General features: G+C 37.5%; 15 protein-coding genes and 1 tRNA gene. 7 read left to right on the plus strand and 9 right to left on the minus strand.

Going from position 1 to position 17252, the window contains the following annotated elements; all coding sequences use genetic code 11:
- The first annotated feature begins 143 nt into the window (after positions 1–143).
- Entirely contained in the window at positions 144–1604 is a 1461-nt protein-coding gene (locus tag DHD80_RS15570; RefSeq protein ID WP_251742384.1) for a TonB-dependent receptor, read from the plus strand.
- Between the two features lie 65 nt (positions 1605–1669).
- Here DHD80_RS15570 and murA read toward each other — a convergent pair whose 3' ends face one another.
- The 3 genes from murA to DHD80_RS15585 form a co-directional block, all read right to left on the minus strand.
- The gene (murA, locus tag DHD80_RS15575; RefSeq protein WP_251742385.1) at positions 1670–2983 is read right to left on the minus strand and encodes a UDP-N-acetylglucosamine 1-carboxyvinyltransferase; all 1314 of its coding nucleotides are present in this window, start codon (positions 2981–2983) and stop codon (positions 1670–1672) included.
- A 15-nt stretch (positions 2984–2998) separates the two neighbouring features.
- Positions 2999–3652 (minus strand): DUF4290 domain-containing protein, encoded by a 654-nt coding sequence (locus DHD80_RS15580; RefSeq protein ID WP_251742386.1) that lies wholly within the window; start codon positions 3650–3652, stop codon positions 2999–3001.
- Positions 3653–3751: 99 nt separating this feature from the next.
- Positions 3752–4045: a DUF493 family protein gene (locus DHD80_RS15585; protein WP_251742387.1), complete on the minus strand. Its 294-nt coding sequence runs from the start codon at positions 4043–4045 to the stop codon at positions 3752–3754.
- An 80-nt stretch (positions 4046–4125) separates the two neighbouring features.
- On the opposite strand from DHD80_RS15585, the gene DHD80_RS15590 reads away from it, so the two are divergent.
- The 5 genes from DHD80_RS15590 to DHD80_RS15610 all read left to right on the plus strand — a co-directional run bounded on the left by DHD80_RS15590 (position 4126) and on the right by DHD80_RS15610 (position 8649).
- Positions 4126–4659, plus strand: coding sequence for an ATP-binding protein (locus tag DHD80_RS15590; RefSeq protein WP_251742388.1), 534 nt, complete (start codon positions 4126–4128; stop codon positions 4657–4659).
- A 3-nt stretch (positions 4660–4662) separates the two neighbouring features.
- Positions 4663–6561: an ATP-dependent DNA helicase RecQ gene (locus DHD80_RS15595; RefSeq protein WP_251742389.1), complete on the plus strand. Its 1899-nt coding sequence runs from the start codon at positions 4663–4665 to the stop codon at positions 6559–6561.
- Entirely contained in the window at positions 6562–7509 is a 948-nt protein-coding gene (gene fmt, locus DHD80_RS15600) for a methionyl-tRNA formyltransferase (RefSeq protein WP_251742390.1), read from the plus strand.
- Positions 7510–7694: 185 nt separating this feature from the next.
- Positions 7695–7967 (plus strand): HU family DNA-binding protein, encoded by a 273-nt coding sequence (locus DHD80_RS15605; RefSeq protein ID WP_006990442.1) that lies wholly within the window; start codon positions 7695–7697, stop codon positions 7965–7967.
- A 121-nt stretch (positions 7968–8088) separates the two neighbouring features.
- The gene (locus DHD80_RS15610) at positions 8089–8649 is read left to right on the plus strand and encodes a YqgE/AlgH family protein (protein ID WP_251742391.1); all 561 of its coding nucleotides are present in this window, start codon (positions 8089–8091) and stop codon (positions 8647–8649) included.
- Here DHD80_RS15610 and DHD80_RS15615 read toward each other — a convergent pair.
- Complete coding sequence (locus tag DHD80_RS15615; protein WP_251742392.1) at positions 8646–9491, minus strand: aminotransferase class IV; 846 nt, start codon at positions 9489–9491, stop codon at positions 8646–8648. The two genes, DHD80_RS15610 and DHD80_RS15615, sit on opposite strands and share 4 nt — an antisense overlap.
- A 51-nt stretch (positions 9492–9542) precedes the next feature.
- The gene (locus tag DHD80_RS15620) at positions 9543–9929 is read right to left on the minus strand and encodes an START-like domain-containing protein (RefSeq protein ID WP_251742393.1); all 387 of its coding nucleotides are present in this window, start codon (positions 9927–9929) and stop codon (positions 9543–9545) included.
- 187 nt (positions 9930–10116) lie between these two features.
- Between DHD80_RS15620 and DHD80_RS15625 the strand changes: the two genes are divergently transcribed.
- Positions 10117–10190, plus strand: a tRNA-Met gene (locus DHD80_RS15625).
- Positions 10191–10740: 550 nt separating this feature from the next.
- On the opposite strand, the gene DHD80_RS15630 is transcribed toward DHD80_RS15625, so the two are convergent.
- The 4 genes from DHD80_RS15630 to DHD80_RS15645 all read right to left on the minus strand — a co-directional run.
- Positions 10741–10989, minus strand: coding sequence for a (2Fe-2S) ferredoxin domain-containing protein (locus DHD80_RS15630; RefSeq protein ID WP_251742394.1), 249 nt, complete (start codon positions 10987–10989; stop codon positions 10741–10743).
- 82 nt (positions 10990–11071) lie between these two features.
- Positions 11072–12319 carry an MFS transporter gene (locus DHD80_RS15635; protein WP_251742395.1) on the minus strand — a complete coding sequence of 416 codons (1248 nt, stop codon included), beginning with the start codon at positions 12317–12319 and terminating at the stop codon, positions 11072–11074.
- 20 nt (positions 12320–12339) lie between these two features.
- On the minus strand, positions 12340–13536 hold the full coding sequence (locus DHD80_RS15640; RefSeq protein ID WP_251742396.1) for an efflux RND transporter periplasmic adaptor subunit: 1197 nt from the start codon (positions 13534–13536) through the stop codon (positions 12340–12342).
- Between the two features lie 33 nt (positions 13537–13569).
- A partial coding sequence (locus tag DHD80_RS15645; protein ID WP_251742397.1) for a CusA/CzcA family heavy metal efflux RND transporter occupies positions 13570–17252 on the minus strand: 3683 nt, incomplete at its 5' end.

The raw sequence follows: 17252 nt of genomic DNA on the forward strand, positions 1-17252 counted from the left end.
TTATTGAATTCACAAAGAGGTGAAGATTAGGACGAAAATTTATAATTGATAATATTAACACAAAAGCATTTTAATTTTTTTGAATGGCAAGCCTATTTAGTACTTTTAACCATTCAATAAAGTGCTGACTTAAAAGAAAAAATATGCCAATTACTATAATGGGCGATAAGGAATTTGAAAATGTTCCATCTATAAACAGTAAAGCCCTCCGCATTAATCTTAATGATAATATTTACGGTACTTTTTCAGAAATTGGTGCAGGACAGGAAACGGTACGTAATTTTTTTCGTGCTGGTGGAGCTTCAGGAACAATTGCAAAAGCAATGAGTGCTTACGATAAAGATTTCAGTGATGCCATTTATGGAATTGAAGAAGATCGCAGATATGTTACAGAAGCGCGGTTAAAAAAAATGCTTTCTCATGAGACCGGTTTGATTGAGCAAAGGATTTCCAGAGAAAAACATCCGACTAAATTATTCTTCACTTATGCGAATACTGTAGCGACAATAGATTTTGCGAAAAAATACAAAGGGCATGGTTGGGTTGGTGTTCGATATCAGGTAGATCCTAAAGAAGACTATAATGAAATTCTTCTCCACGTACGATTTCATGAAAATGATGCCAGGCATCAGCAGAATACGTTAGGAATTCTTGGGGTAAACCTTATTTATGGCGCTTATTATAAATATGATAATCCGAAGAAATTACTGCGTTACCTATACGATCACATAGATAAGGATCAAATTGAAATTGATACCATTAATTTTAGCGGACCCCGTTTTGCCAGTGTAGACAATAGATTAATGAGTTTACAATTAGTTAAGAATGGAATGACCGATGCCGTGATGTTTGGACCAGACGGTAATAATGTATTACCTGCCAAGATCCTTTATAAGAAAAATATCCTTGCCTTACGAGGTAGTTTTAGACCTGTGACCAAGGTAAATATGGATATGTATGAAAGATCAAAGGAGTTATTTTTAAAGGAAAGTAAAGTTGCTGAAGATAATACAGAGATCATTTTTGAAATTACCCTTTCCAACCTTCGGGCCGAAGGTGAAATCGATGAACGCGATTTTATGGATCGTGCAGAACTTTTATGTTCGCTTGGTCAAACTGTAATGATCTCGAACTTTCAGGAATATTATCGTGTCGTAGAATACTTCTCGCGCTATTCAAAACAACGCATGGGATTAACGATGGGCGTAAATAATCTTGTAGATATTTTTGACGAAAAATACTATCGCCATCTAAGTGGTGGGATTTTAGAAGCTTTTGGGAAAATGTTTTTCAAAGATTTGAAAATTTATTTATATCCACTTAAAGATCCTGAAACTGGAGAACTTATGACGAGTGATACCCTGAAAGTCCATCCTCGTATGAAAGAACTTTATAAGTTCTTTAAATACAATGGAAGGGTTGAAGACATTACAGATTTTGATCCTAAAATTCTGGACGTTTATTCCAGAGAAGTTTTAAAACTGATTAGTGAAGGAAAAGATGGCTGGGAAGAGATGCTGCCGGAAAAGACCACAAAAATGATAAAAGATCAAAATCTATTTCATTATAAGGAGAATAAGAAAAAAGCTGAAACTGAAGTGTAGTGTAATCCGGCTTGATATAAAAAAAGCTGCTCCTTCGAGCAGCTTTTTTTATGGGTAATAATTTTTTATTCGATTCTCTCAATCTTTGCACCTATCGCTTTTAAGCGGCCTTCAATATTTTCATATCCACGATCTATTTGTTCAATATTGTGGATAGTTGATGTTCCCTTAGCCGAAAGGGCGGCAATTAATAAGGATATTCCGGCTCTAATATCTGGAGAGGTCATCGTAGTTGCCTTAAGTTGAGATTCGAAATTATGACCAATTACCGTAGCGCGATGTGGATCGCATAAAATAATTTTAGCGCCCATGTCTATTAACTTATCTACAAAAAATAACCTGCTCTCAAACATTTTTTGATGGATTAGGACACTACCCTTTGCCTGAGTGGCGATTACCAACATGATGCTTAGTAAATCAGGAGTGAAACCCGGCCAGGGTGCATCACTAATATTCATTATGGAACCATCGATAAAACTTTGCACCTCATAACCATTGTTATGGGCAGGAATAAAAATATCATCACCTTTCCTCTTAATCGTTATTCCAAGTTTTTCAAAAGTTACCGGAATTAATCCCAGCATTTCCCAATTTACATTCTTAATAGTGATCTCACTTTTGGTCATGGCAGCAAGGCCAATCCAGGAGCCAATTTCAATCATGTCTGGCAAAATGGTATGCTCACAACCTCCCAATTTTTCAACACCTTCAATCGACAATAAATTAGATCCAACTCCGCTGATCTTTGCTCCCATTGAATTCAGCATTTTACAAAGTTGTTGTAAATATGGTTCGCAAGCCGCGTTATAAATGGTAGTGGTGCCTTCTGCAAAAACAGCCGCCATCACAATATTCGCTGTTCCTGTTACTGAAGCTTCTTCCAGAAGCATATAACTTCCCTTTAGTCCGTTTGGTGCTTCCACACCATAAAAACGGTCTTCTTTATTATATCTAAAATCGGCCCCCAGTTTCATAAAACCTTCAAAATGGGTATCGAGTCTTCGTCTTCCTATTTTGTCACCACCAGGTCTTGGGATAAATCCTTTACCAAATCTTCCCAATAAAGGACCAACGATCATGATAGAACCACGCAATCCTCCCCCGTCAACCTTAAATTGTTCGCTTTCCAGGTAATCCATATTCAAATCATCACTTTGAAATGAATAACTGTTTTTTCCCAATTTTTCGACCTTCACCCCTAAATTCCGAAGTAAAGTGATAAGCTTATTTACATCCAGGATATCTGGGATATTGTTGATTTGTACTTTTTCATCAGTACATAAAACAGCGCATAAGATTTGCAGTGCTTCGTTTTTAGCTCCTTGAGGTTGAATTTCTCCGCTTAAACGATGCCCGCCTTCAATTTTGAAAGTTCCCATTAAAAGTTATTGAAATTAGTGGCGTTTGTTGCGTCCGCCTTTTCGGTTAGACTTTTTATTACTGCTTTTTACGTATTTCTTTTTATTTGTAGTATTACTACCCCTAATAAGTTCTGATGCCTGAGTGAGATCTTCATCGGCATTTTTGAGATTGATCTTTCCCTGGCTAAGATCACGAAGATGTTCAAAGATTACTTCATCATCAACCGTATCGCGATTCCAGTTTAAATAAGATTTTTTCATGTGATTGGCGATAGTCAACACCAAGGCATCTTTAAGATCGCCTTCTTCATAATCTTTTGCCTCATCGATCATACGTTTAATATTATTGCCGTAGAAACGATATTTTGGGTTGTTTTCAGGATATTGAAGCATTTCCGGGCGCTCTGCGAGCATTTCTCTGGTGGGCTTGGGAAATGGGGATTCTACATCCAGCTTAAAATCGCTGATCATAAATAACTGATCCCATAATTTATGCTGAAAATCTGGTACATCGCGCAAATGCGGATTCATGTTTCCCATCACGGCGATAATCGAATTCGCAACCTTATTGCGTTCTTTATCATCCTCAATGCTCACACAATGTTCTACCATCTTTTGAAGATGTCTTCCGTATTCGGGAATAATCAAATGACTCCTTTCAGAGTTATATTCTAATGCGTTTATCAAAATTGAAAATAGTTTGGTATTGTTCTGAAGTTAACTTCTGCCGCAAAATACTAAATATTACGCAAGTTTAGCAAAAAATCACCCCTATTCGTTAAGATTTTAAAGAGAAATTACACCTTCCACCTTTTCTGCCACTTCCCTATATTTAGCAATCACTTCGTCTGGATCCTTCATACGAACATTAATGGAAACACTGGTGTATTTTCCTTTTTTCGATTGCTTGGTTTCTATTACAGCTCCTAAATTGTCAAAAATGTCCTCTACCTGCTGGATTTGCCCGCCTTGTGTAGGAACTATAAATTTGTAAAGATATTCTGCCGGCCATAAAGAGGTATCCTGTAATTGTTTTTTCAATTTACTATAAAACTCTTCTGGATTAATCGATTCACTCATAAATTTTCTTCTTCTTTTTCACAAAGATACAAGGAATGCAATTATTTTTATAATCAAATGTAATTTCCGAAATTTGGCGGGTGAAAAAGTTAAAAATCGTAATTACCGGTGGCCCCGGAACCGGAAAGTCTTCTATTATTCACGAGCTTGAAAAAAGGGGAGAAAAATGTCTCCACGAAATTTCCCGGGATGTCATCCTGGAAGCGAAGAAAGAAGGTATCGACCAACTTTTTTTGGAAGATCCCATCTTATTCAGCAGGAAATTGCTCGAAGGACGTATCAAACAATTTCATCAAGCAGAAGGTATTTCCGAAAATTTAGTTTTTATTGATCGAGGTATTCCTGATGTGGTTGCATATATGGAATATTTAGGAACGGAATATTCAGAATTATTTGTAACTCCCTGCGTGGAGTATAAATACACCAAAATTTTTTTATTACCTCCCTGGCAGGAAATCTACCTGAACGATAATGAGCGCTATGAGAATTTTAATCAGGCTAAGAAAATTTCCGCTTATCTTTATGATACTTATAAAAAATATGGTTATCAACCCATGGAAGTACCGAAATTGAGTGTTAAGGAACGTACTGACTATATTTTGAATACTATCTAAACAGTGAATAAAGAAGCTTTAGAAATACTTAATAAATACTGGGGCTTCAATAATTTTAGACCGCAACAGGAAGAAGTTATTCAATCTATTTTAGAAGGAAAAGACAGCCTTACCTTATTTCCAACAGGTGGGGGAAAATCCCTTTGCTTTCAGGTGCCTTCAATGATCCTAGATGGCATTTGTATTGTGGTTTCACCATTAATTTCCCTGATGGAAGACCAGGTGCAAAATCTTCAGCAGAAAAATATTAAAGCGATGGCTATAACTGGCGGGATATCCTATCCTGACCTTGATCGCCAACTGGACAACTGCATCTTCGGAAATTTTAAATTCCTCTATCTCTCACCGGAAAGGCTTCAACAGGAATTAGTAAGGGAACGCATCAGGCAAATGAACGTAAATTTAATTGCCATTGATGAAGCACATTGTATTTCACAATGGGGCCACGATTTTAGACCTGCCTATCGTAATATTTCAGAAATTAAAGACCTTCTTCCCGGGGTTCCTTTTGCCGCCTTTACTGCTACTGCCACGAGTATTGTCGCTGAAGATATTTGTAAACAGCTTCAGCTCAAAGCTCCAGCCATTCATAAAGTTTCCTTTGTGCGGTCTAACCTTGCTTACGAAGTCCTGAGGACTGAGGATAAATATTTCAGGCTAACCCAAATACTCAAGAAGGATTCAGCGATTATATATGTTCGTAGTAGGAATGCCACGGTAGAAATTTCAGGATTTTTAAAAAAGCAGGGGATTTCAGCCGCCGCTTATCATGGGGGGATTAAAAAAGAATTGAAAACGAAATATTTTAATGACTGGCGCAATAACTCCTTGCAGGTTATGGTGGCAACCACGGCATTTGGGATGGGAATAGACAAACCAGATGTTAGAACCGTCATTCATATGGATTTACCCGAAAGTTTGGAAAGTTATTTTCAGGAAGCTGGAAGGGCGGGTAGAGACGGGAAAAATTCCCGGGCGATCATCCTTACCAATGAAAGTGATATTCCGGTTTTAAAAAATCAATTTTTAAATAATCTTCCTTCTGTAGAAGAAGTAAAACTCGTCTACAGGAAATTGAATACTTATTTTAGAATAGCTTATGGTGAAGGGGATGAAACTGAACATGATTTCAATTTTTCAAATTTCTGCCATCAATATCAATTACCATCCGGAAAAACTTATAATGCCCTACAAATTCTAGATCGATGCAGTATCCTGAAACTCTCGCAAAACTTTCAGAAAAAAACCGAAATTCAAATCTTAATTTCCGGAAACCAAATAGATTATTTTATTGATAACAATCCGAAATATTCAGCATTGCTAAGAGTGATCCTTAGAAATTATGGTGGAGTTTTCGATAGCATCATCCCGGTGAATTTAAATTCAATTTCAGAAAAGAGTATGCTTTCCGAAAGTGAAGTAATTGAATATTTTGAGGAGTTAAAAGCTCAGGAAATAATTGACCTCAATATTTCAAAACACGATGCGAGTATTGTTTTTCTGGTTCCCAGAGAGGATGATCATAGCATAAACCCGTATTCCAAGTTTATTGAACTATATAATCTCTCTAAACAGGCTAAAATAGATGCCGTCCTGGAATTTGTTTATAATGACGAAATTTGTAAGCAAAAACTGCTTCTCGCCTATTTTGGAGAAGCGCCGGGAAAGGAGTGTGGAAAATGTTCTGTTTGCAAAAAGAAGGATAGCACACTTAGCAAGGTTGATATGAATGAAATTTTTTTAGGTATTAAAAAAATTCTTGGAAAAAATGCCAAAACCTCCAGGGAAATCACGAGTAATTTGAATTATAATGAGAAGTCTGTAGTAAAAGTTTTAGGTTTGTTATGCGAGAAGGGAGTTATAAAAAGAACTCCAGATAATAAATATAAATATGTTTCTTAGATGAGAGAACTTCGGGTTTTATTCATGGGCACGCCAGAGTTTGCCGTAGAAAGTTTGAAAGCAATACTTGAGGCAGATTTTAAAGTAGTGGGTGTCATTACTGCTCCAGATAGACCTGCGGGCCGCGGACGTAAGCTTACTGAAAGTGCAGTGAAAAAATTTGCAGTTTCTAAGAATCTGAAAATTCTTCAACCCACCAATTTAAAATCAGAAGATTTTCAGGAGGAAATAAAGGAATTAAATCCAAATGTCTCGGTTGTCGTAGCTTTTAGAATGCTTCCAGAATGGCTCTGGAAATTTCCGGAGTTTGGCACTTTTAATCTGCATGCTTCGCTCCTACCCGATTATCGCGGAGCTGCTCCCATAAACTGGGCTATAATGAATGGGGAAAACCGAACAGGAATAACGACTTTTTTTATTGATGAAAATATTGACACGGGAGCAACCATTCTTCAGCAGGAAGTAAAAATTGAAAAACATGAAAATGTAGGACATTTACATGATAAGCTAATGGAAAAAGGATCGGCCTTGGTTGTGAAAACACTTCATCAGATTCAAAAGGATAATATAGAGAGAATTCCACAAAAGGATAATGGACATTTAAAAAAGGCTCCTAAATTAGATAAGGAAAATACCAAGATCGACTGGAACCTCCCTTTAAAGGATATTTATAACCATATACGCGGATTGAATCCCTATCCAGGAGCCTGGTGTTATTTAGAGAATTCTTCGGAAGAATTTCAGGTGAAAATTTTTGATGTAGAAGTGATTAGCCAGGAACATCATTTACCAACCGGAACCGTTACTGTACAGGAGAAAAAAATAAAAGTTGCGGCTAAAAATGGTTTTATCATCATTAAACAAATTCAGCTTCCAGGTAAAAAAAGAATGGATGCAAAAGATTTGCTCAACGGCTATCATTTCGCGCCGGACAGCAAACTGGGTTAAACCCTTATTAACACTGATTCTGTTGCATTTTAATAAAAAACAATTATCTTTATTAACAATAAAGTGAAGTTATCAACAAATACGGCCTTTTCCCTTGTCATTCCTTGCATGGACGAGAAATCCGTATAAATTTGTATATCAGTTTAACAGAATGTTTAACCAACAATTAATTTAAAATTCAAATTATGAACAAAACAGATTTAATCGATGCAATGGCTGAGAATGCTGGAATTTCTAAAGCTGCAGCAAAAAAAGCATTAGAGTCTTTTCTTGAAAACGTAGAGAAATCACTTAAAAAGGGAGATCGAGTTTCTTTAGTAGGTTTCGGATCATGGTCTGTATCTAAAAGAGCAGCTCGTGAAGGTAGAAACCCTCAAACTGGAAAAACTATTAAAATTGCAGCTAAAAACGTTGTGAAGTTTAAAGCGGGTGCAGATTTACAAAAAGCAGTAAACTAATCACCTATTAGTATAAAATTTTAAAAGCCTTCTTTTAGAAGGCTTTTTTTATGCAAAATTTTTCGTGAAGTATTGTTTTATTAACAATTAATAATTAGTTTAGACCAAAACACTGCTACAAATGATTGCGTTAAGACCAACCAAAGGCCATCTTCTAGTTGCAGAACCTTCCATAATTGGGGATGTTTCCTTCAATAGATCGGTTGTGTTACTAGCCGATCATTCCGATAATGGATCTGTTGGATTTATCCTTAATAAGATTTTGGATTTCAAACTAAAAGATCTTATTCCAGATATAAAAGGAAATTTCAAGGTTTACAACGGGGGTCCCGTAGAACAGGACAACCTTTACTTTATACATAAAATTCCCGACTTTATTCCTGAAAGCATCGAAATTGCCAATGGGATTTACTGGGGTGGGAATTTCGAAGCGGTTATAGACCTGATCTCTAAAAAGCAAATTACCGATAAACAAATTAAATTCTTTTTAGGTTATTCTGGTTGGGATGCAAACCAGCTTGAAGAGGAACTAAATTCTGGCAGTTGGATAGTGACTATGAATGATGACCAGACAAATTTGATAGAAAAGCCTTACAATTCTTTCTGGAAGGATAAAATGGTAGCTTTAGGTGGGGAATATATGTTATGGTCTAATTCTCCTGAAAATCCCAGCTATAATTAAGCTAATCTTGCCCTCATATTAAGTTTGGCCAAGAGATCCTTGGCTACTTTATCTTCATATTCCTTTTTTCGATACTTGGTCACAGGCTGTATCCCGATCCCTACATTGGTGATAAATAGTTCATCGGCTTTTTGTAGTTCGAAAGGAGAAATCGATTCTTCGGAAAAGGAGTAAGCGGGGAGTTTTTTTAAAATTTCGATAATTTGTTTCCTGGTAATTCCATTTAAAGCGCCATCAGTTATTGGCGGGGTTTTAATGTGATTATCCTTCACAAGAAAAAAGTTAGCATTCAAAGCTTCACAAACCTGCTTTTTTTCATTGAGCAAAAGGCAATTATCATAGTTATTTTCAGAAGCAAAAATACTTCCCAATACATTTATGGCGCGATTATTATGTTTGATTGTAGAAAGCAGCCCACTATTGATATAATGGTCTTTAAATAATTCAATCTCATAGGGAGAATCATTCAGAAGATAAAAGGCGTTTTCCATTTCCCAGGCCTGAATAAAATATTCAATATCCCTAAATTGAGGTGTATACTTTCCTCCCTCTTTTCTAAAAACCGAAAATTTAATCCGGGCAGGCTTATTTTCAAGATTTCGAGCCTTTATTAAATCCACTATTTCTTCTTCGAGAAACTCCGGAGAAAAAGTAGAAGGAATTTCCATACGCATAATCCTCATAGAGGCCATTAGCCTAAAATAATGATCTTCCCAGAACATTATTTTGCGGTGGATCACACGAATAGTTTCAAAAACCGAATCGCCATAGGCAAAACCACGATTGTTGATTGAAAGATTAGCTGTTTCCTTATTTATTATTTTTCCGTTAAAATTGACCATAAAAAAACCCCGTTTTTTAGAACGGGGCAAAGGTATAAATTTCTATATATTTTAAGCAGATCCCAGGATTTGTTTAAGATCTGAAATCATATTATCCCATAACATTTTACCCTCTTCAATTTCATCGTCTTCAGCAAAATCTGTAATCATCAAGGAAACATCTTTAGTAATATCATCAACCTGGATGCGTAATTCGAAAAAATATGGTGTGTCCTCGTCTTCAACCCATTTGAATTTTATGCGCTCATCGCTTTTTTTGCTTAAAAGTTTGGCTTTTTCCTCACTACCTTCCCAAATAAAGGTAAAAAATTCACCTCTAGAATTAACGTTATCTGCATACCATTCACTAAGTCCGGAAGGTGTTGAGATATATTGGTATAATAATGAAGGAGAAGCCTGAATTGGGAATTCCATTTCGTATTTTTTCTTTTCTTCCATTTCTGATTGATTAGTTTCGGGCAATATAGATATTAATCGCAAAGTTTAAAAGAAATCAAATAATAATTTGGAAAATAATGTTTGTCCTGATTTAAAATAAATTTTATATTTGCACCCGCATTCACAAAAGCTGAAATCATTCATGAAATAAGGTTTTCGGCTAGATTGGCACAATTAGAATATGTATGGCGAGGTAGCTCAGTTGGTTAGAGCGTCGGATTCATAACCCGGAGGTCGGGGGATCGTGCCCCCCTCTCGCTACTAGAAAACAAAGGGCTTTCAAGAAATTGAAGGCCTTTTTTTATTTAGGTTAGTACAGAATAAGTACAGAATAGCAAATTTTCTTCCTGAAACCTGATGTATATGTTTATTTGATCTTATTTGAGATTAATTGATATTTCTGTTCAAAAATTTTACTTTTCAAATAATAGGTTAGAGAGTTCTAAAACCAAAAGAAGGTAATTGCTGTATTTCTTGTTTTTAAGGCCCGGTAGAATGAACACCAATAGAAGAAGGTTCTGCTTGTTGCTAAAGAATTAAATTGTGGAAAACTAGACAGTAAAGCCTATATATCGTCAAATTCATGAAAAATTGATTTCGTCTTTGAAACGAAATAGAAAAGATTCTGAAAATCCAGTATAGTTAAGAGTCTTATACCAAAGCCTTTTTTGTTTATTTGTGTTATTATTTGTTACAATCCAATAAATACCAGAAATTACTACAAAATTAAAAAAAGTTGTCGATAATTTTTCATCAAGGATCCTCCTCACCGGTATTTCTGGTTTTACTTCCCTATGAAAATAGAATTGGATTATTTATTTAAAATATACCTTTTAACTATCGTTCCTAGATCTTTTTCCGAAAACCATATATCCTCTGGATGAAGATGAAGCACAGGAGCCTGTTCACATTTATTGTTACAGTCCATACCCTCAACTTCAATTTTATCTTTCAGTTTATATTTCTTTATATAATAATCTAAAAGTTTTCCTTTTTTCTTTCGGCAGTTTACTCCATTACACTTATAAATGACGGGCTTATTATTTTTAGAATCTTCCATAATGGTAGTGTTTGTAGTGAATGCTCAATTTTTTGCTTCCACATTTTAAATAGCAATCATTAATGTATAACTGTCTTTGATTTCATTTGATCTGATTTCTAACATTTTTTTTCGGCCTAAGAAAGAGAAACACGACTAGTAGCAAGGACAGGGTAATAATCCCGCCGTAGAGAAATTCCTTTTCGGGGAAATTAGTCCCCAAAAACCCGGCTATAGGATAGGAGATCGCCCACCACAGATGTGAAAACGCAAAATGGGAGCCATATACTTTCCCTTGTTCACTATCCGGTATATTTTCGCCGATAAGTGTTTCCGAAGGTATTTCTGCCAAACTTTGTCCCAAACCCGCAAAAATCCAAAACACAAATAGCAGGGAAAAATTTAGGTAATTTGCGGCACTGATTGCTAGGCCTAATGTCAATACCCCCAGAATCAAGGAAACCTGTCTTGATCTGGATTTATCAATAGCCCCGGAAACGAAGGCTGCCACGGTAGCTCCAATACCGAAGGCGGCCATAATCAAACCATAATCCTTATCCGGGAGGTTCAATCCACCCTTGACAAGAACAATGGTATTTACCAATATGAAAGCTCCGGCCATCGCCGATACCAGTTCTATGAAAAGGGCAAAACGTATATATTTGTTCTGAAACAAGAGCTTAGCCCCTTTTGTAACATCTTGCCAAGTGGTAGGGCGTTCCTTCGAAACATCTTCCTTGGGTGCATTCAAAAAACTTTTTGGAAGGGTTAAGAGCAAAATCCCTGCGATAATAAATGTTGCTGCATCGACCAAAAATATTTCCCTAGCACCCAACCAGACTGCAAGTATACCCGCCAATCCCGGTCCTAAGACCCCTAATAATTGATATGTGGCAGCGGATAAACCGATAGCTTGCCGATATAATTTTTTATCAACTATTTGTGGAATGATAGACCTATAAGTTGGGCTGAAAAAGGCATTGAAAACATTCATAAGAAATACCAGTACATAAATTTTCCATTCGGCGGTAATGAACGGTAGCAAGGCAACAAGGCCCATTCTAATAAAATGGGTCGTGTACAGAATCTTTTTTCGGTCTATCCGGTCTGCAAGCACACCTGCAAAAGGTGAAAAGATAATAAAGGCGGTTACCCGCAATGTGAGGGCTGTGGCCAAAATTATCGCTGCCCTGCCTTCCCCAAATTGATAGGCCAATAATGCCAAACCAACCCAGGTAAAGGCATCCCCTAATAGGCTAATTGTTTGCGCCAGATATACTTTAGCAAACAACTTGTTTTGTAACGCCTGAAAGGGTTCTGTTAATCTGGATATCGCCTTGTCTATTTTCATCCTGATCTTTTAAAATTAGCCTACTCTTCTTCCTCAGAATTTCTCAAGGCAGACAAGATAGAATAAGTGTTTTTGGTAACAGGCTTAAAATTCTTGACATCGGCACTTTCAGCAAAAGTTATGGCCGTGTACCCTTCCTGCTCAATTCCTTTTTTAACCTGTTCCAATCTAAATGTATAACCGTTCTCAGATTCTTCGGTTTGAAAGATTACAAAATCCTTCCCCTCATATTGAACAAGGGCTTCCAATGGGATTGCATTTTGTTTTTCGGTTCCTGATTCCACCCAAGCTTTCACATACATTCCCGGTAATAAATCTTCTTTGTCTTCTTTTTTTAAATGGCAATGTACCGGGGTGATTCGATCGTTTCCGGTAGCTTTTCCTATTAAAAAAACTTCTGCGGTACGGTTGAACGTATTATCATTGGCAAGGGAGAATTTTACGGTTTGTCCTACTTCAATTTTTCCCAGATCTTTTTCAAATGCGTTCAATGCCAAATGCATATCGTCCAAATTAACTATCTCAAAAAGCACATCTTGTGGCGATACATAATCACCGATATTCACATTGCTTGCTTTTATAAATCCTGAAATAGGAGCATAAAGATTCGCGGTTCGTGTTATATTTCCATTTTGGACCGAACTTCTACTGATTCCCGCAAGCGCAAGTTGTTGTTCGTACGCCTTGACTCGACCTTGTGTTATTTTATAATCTGAAGAAACCTGTTGAAAAGTTTTTGCAGAATTGATGTCTTCCTCCCTTAATTGTTTTTGTCGGCTGTATTCTTCTTCCAGAAATTGGAGTTTACTCAGACTTTCCAAATAATCCTGCTGGATTTGGATAAATTCAGGATTCTCGATCGTAGCCAATACCTGTCCTTTTTTAATTTCTTCACCGGGCAGTCTTCCGGCGGTTTTTAAATATCCCCCCAAAGGTGCAGATACAGAGGCCATACTTTTTGGCTCTACATTAACAACACCGTTTAGCTTCACGATGTTGCTAAGATTTCTCATTTCGATCTCTCCGGTTTCAATTCCGGCGAGATTGTATTGATCTTTGGTAAAAGTGATCTGTTTGGATCCGTTAGCAGGTTGTTCCTCTTTCATAGAAGATTCTTTGGAAGAATCCATTTTTTCAGAATCCTTGTTGCCGCAAGCCACTATAAATAGGGTGGATAAAATGAGTAGCGAAATTTTTGTATTGAATTGAATTTTCATCTTTTTATATTTTAAAGTGATATCACTTGATTTTTACAAGCCCAATAAGGCTTCAATTACTATGATGGACTGTTTATATTGATAAAGTGTGTTTAAATATTCTGTCTGAATACTATTCGCCAAAGTGAGGTTTTGCAGGTATTGGGCATAAGAAACATTACCGCTCTTAAAGCTCTTTTCAGAATTATCAATAATGAGTTCCGCTTGTGGCAGCGCTTCATTTTGATAGTAATTTAAAGTACCTTGAAGTTTATAATATTCCTGCAACAAGTTTTGTAACTCCCCTTCCAATTGGGTCTGGTTCAGTTCAATTTGAGATTGGGCGATATCCTCTTCAATTTTTGCAGCCTTGATCTTGGAACGGTGTCCTCCAGGGAAAATGGGAATTGCGATACCTACCTGAAAAGAAGAGAACCTGTCATCGTTACCAAAATTTTGGTTTGCTATACCGCTATTTTGAACACCATTGAAGGTTTGGCTGTTATAACCGAACATTAAATCCGGTAAAAGTTGGTTCCTTTCCACATTGGTCTCCCGTTCCCTTACCTCTAGCTGTTGTTTTAAATAAACGTAGAACGGACTTTGTTCCACAGATTGGCTTTCAATATCCATATTTATCTCCCGAGGAACCAGCTCAGCACCTGTTACATTAATATTGTCATTTATGTTCAATAAAACCTGTAAGCGTTTTTTGGCGATTCTAATATCGGCCGCATTCTGTTGAAGCTTGTTCTTTATCTGCATCGATTGTGTGGCCGAGGTCACACTTTCCAGTTTTGTGGATTCGCCCGTTTTATAACGCATCGAGCTTGATCTGTCCAGATTGCTGTAAAGGCTATCTTGACGCTGCAACAGATGTTTATTCTCCATTAAGAACATATACCTTAAATAGGCCGATTTTACATCTGCAATCAGTTCATTTTCTTCTATGATCTTAAGTTGCTCACTGCTATTGACCCTGGCTTTCGCCAACTTGAACTGACTGGTGTAAACCGTAGGGAAATTGATTCGCTGGGTAACCCCATACAGATTATCCTTTAGCGTGGGCGTATTGAATTCACCGTTTGAATAGGAAAATTCTGTTTTGGGAATGGTTATCGCACCATACTTTCCTGTTTCCTGAACCTCAATTTCATATTGCGCGATCTTCATCCGGTTATTGTTCTGTAATGCAATTTCAATGGCCTGCTCTAAAGTAAGTTCCCGCTCCTGCACCTGATCCATTTCTTGTGCCTGAAGTTGCATTGCCGGAAAGAACAGTCCGCCGATCACGATCAAAGTGGTGGCTATTTGCTTTTTCCCGAAATTGGACCTAGCTTTTCTGTCGGTAAAATAGATGTACAAAACGGGCAGTACAATAAGGGTCAATGCTGTAGCCGTAATTAAACCACCTATTACAACAGTAGCCAATGGCCGCTGTACCTCTGCACCTGAAGATGTTGATATTGCCATAGGCAAAAACCCTAAGGCGGCTACGGTGGCTGTCATTAATACCGGTCTCAGTCTCACACTTGTCCCTTTACGAACACGTTCATAAATATCTGTAACCCCTTCTTCTTTGAGCCTGTTGAATTCTGCGATAAGTACAATTCCATTTAAAACGGCAACCCCGAACAACGCAATGAACCCGACCCCAGCTGAAATACTGAAAGGTAGATCTCGTATTAAAAGAGCAAAAACACCTCCAATGGCCGATAAAGGGATCGCCGTAAAAATGAGCAAACCTTGTTTTAAGGAACCAAAAGCAAAATAGAGCAAAATTAAAATCAGCAACAAGGCTACTGGTAGAGCGATCATTAAGCGTTGATTGGCCTCTTTTAAATTCTGAAATTGACCGCCATAGGTTACATAATAACCTGGTGGCATATCAACATTAGAAGCCATAATTTGTTTGATATCCTCAATAATACTTTGAACATCCCTGTCACGTACATTGAAGCCGACCATAACCCGACGTTTTGCATTATCCCGTTGTATCTGGACGGGGCCAGGCTCAAAGGATACATTGGCAACCTCACTAAGTGGGATCTGTTGGCCTTCAGGAGTACCTATGTATAGGTTTTCAACATCGGTTATATCGCCACGGCTTTCTTCTTGCAGACGTACTACGAGGTCGAAACGCCTTTCCCCTTCAAATACCATTCCCGCTACTTTTCCGGCGAAACCGGTTTCGATAGCGGTATTTATATCCGCTACATTCAAGCCATATTGCGCAATTTTATCACGGTTTAATTCAATCTTGATTTGAGGTAAACCAGTAATCTCTTCCACATATAAATCGTTGACCCCTTCAACGGACCTTATCTTTCCGCCAACATTATTGGCCAAATCAGAAAGAACATTAAGGTCTTCCCCATAAATTTTGAGTACCACATCCTGTTTTGCCCCGGTCAAGAGTTCATTGAACCGCATTTGTATGGGTTGTTGAAAACTAAAAGTGGCATTGGGGATTACCGATAGGGATTCCTGCATTTGCGCAATTAATTCCTCCCGTTCTATGTCGTTTCCTTCTGGTGAGAGAATGATCATCATATCACCCGCTTCAATGGGCATAGGGTCTGTTGGGATTTCCCCCGAACCGATTTTGTTGACCACTTGCAATACTTCATCTGGATATTCTTTTAATAATATAGTTTGCGCCTTCTGAGAAACATCAATCATTTGGTCAATGGAACTTCCAACAGGAACTCGTGTCTCTACTGCAAAATCCCCTTCGTCCAACTGCGGAATAAACTCGCCTCCCATATTGGCAAATACTACTAGTGTAACAACAAATAATCCTATGGCCAATCCAATTACCAAAAGTTTTGCGTGAAGCGCAGCTTTTATAATAGGATTATAAATTCGCTGAAAGAAATCCATCATTTTATCAGAAAAATTTCTTTTATGTTCCGTCTTTCGACCGAGTACCAGAGCAGACATCATAGGAACATAGGTAAGCGATAAAATCAATGCGCCTAGAATAGCAAACATTACCGTTTGCGCCATGGGGTGAAACATTTTCCCAGCTACCCCAGTCAATGCCAAAATAGGTAGATATACAATTAGAATAATTATTTGCCCGAATGCTGCAGAATTCATCATTTTTCCAGCAGATCGTTTCACTTCGGTATCCATCTGTTCAGAAGATAGCTTTTCAACACCTGCATACTTCTTTTTACCGGTATGGATCCCGAACATGACAGATTCAACAATAATTACCGCTCCATCTACGATAAGGCCAAAGTCTATAGCACCCAAACTCATCAGGTTCCCCGAGACTCCAAAAAGGTTCATCATTGATATTGCAAAAAGCATTGAAAGAGGTATAACGGAAGCCACGATCAATCCACCCCTTAAGTTCCCCAGAAAGAGGATTAACACAAAAATCACAATTAACGCCCCCTCCGTAAGGTTGGTGGTTACCGTTCCTATCGCGCGATCCACCAATTTTTTCCGATCCAGGTAGGGCTCAATGGTCACTCCTTCTGGTAAAGTTTCCTTAATCTGTTCAATTTTATCCTTAACAGCATTTATAACTGCAGAAGAGTTTGCTCCTTTTAACATCATCACAATTCCCGTAACCACTTCGCCTTCTCCGTTTCGAGTAGCAGCTCCATATCGAACTCCGTGACCGAATTGAACTTTAGCAACATCCCTAACAAGTATTGGTGTTCCATTACTCACTTTAACAACTATCTTCTCTAGCTCTTGCAAATTATTCACGAGGCCTTCAC

It is taken from the genome of Gramella sp. AN32, from assembly GCF_023718305.1.
Classification (GTDB): Bacteria; Bacteroidota; Bacteroidia; order Flavobacteriales; family Flavobacteriaceae; genus Christiangramia; species Christiangramia antarctica.